Origin of the sequence: Vogesella urethralis (genome assembly GCF_007644045.2) — a bacterium.
GTDB classification, from domain to species: domain Bacteria; phylum Pseudomonadota; class Gammaproteobacteria; order Burkholderiales; family Chromobacteriaceae; genus Vogesella; species Vogesella urethralis.
Window position 1 is genome coordinate 1 of the sequence record NZ_VMDW02000145.1, and the last position, 239, is coordinate 239.

Annotated in this window: 1 protein-coding gene; it reads left to right on the top strand. The window is 55.6% G+C overall.

Translation table 11 applies throughout. From position 1 onward, the window contains the following. Positions 1-56: 56 nt before the first annotated feature. On the top strand, positions 57-239 hold a 183-nt coding region (locus tag FLQ03_RS18800), incomplete at its 3' end, for a DODA-type extradiol aromatic ring-opening family dioxygenase (protein ID WP_476756207.1).

The following is a 239-nucleotide window of genomic DNA, read 5'->3' on the forward strand; positions in this document are numbered from 1 at the left end:
GGCAGAACTTGACGCTTTGTCATCCCCCCTCGAACACCGATAAGTGGAGTTATCTGATGGCTAACATTCTCGGCGGTATCGCCGTCTCTCATACCCCGACTATCGGCTTCGCGGTCGATCATCATAAACAGCAGGATCCGGCGTGGGCGCCGATCTTCCAGAGCTTCGAACCGCTGCAGCGCTGGCTGGAGGAGAAAAAACCGGATGCGCGGGTATACATCTTTAATGACCATGTGCCC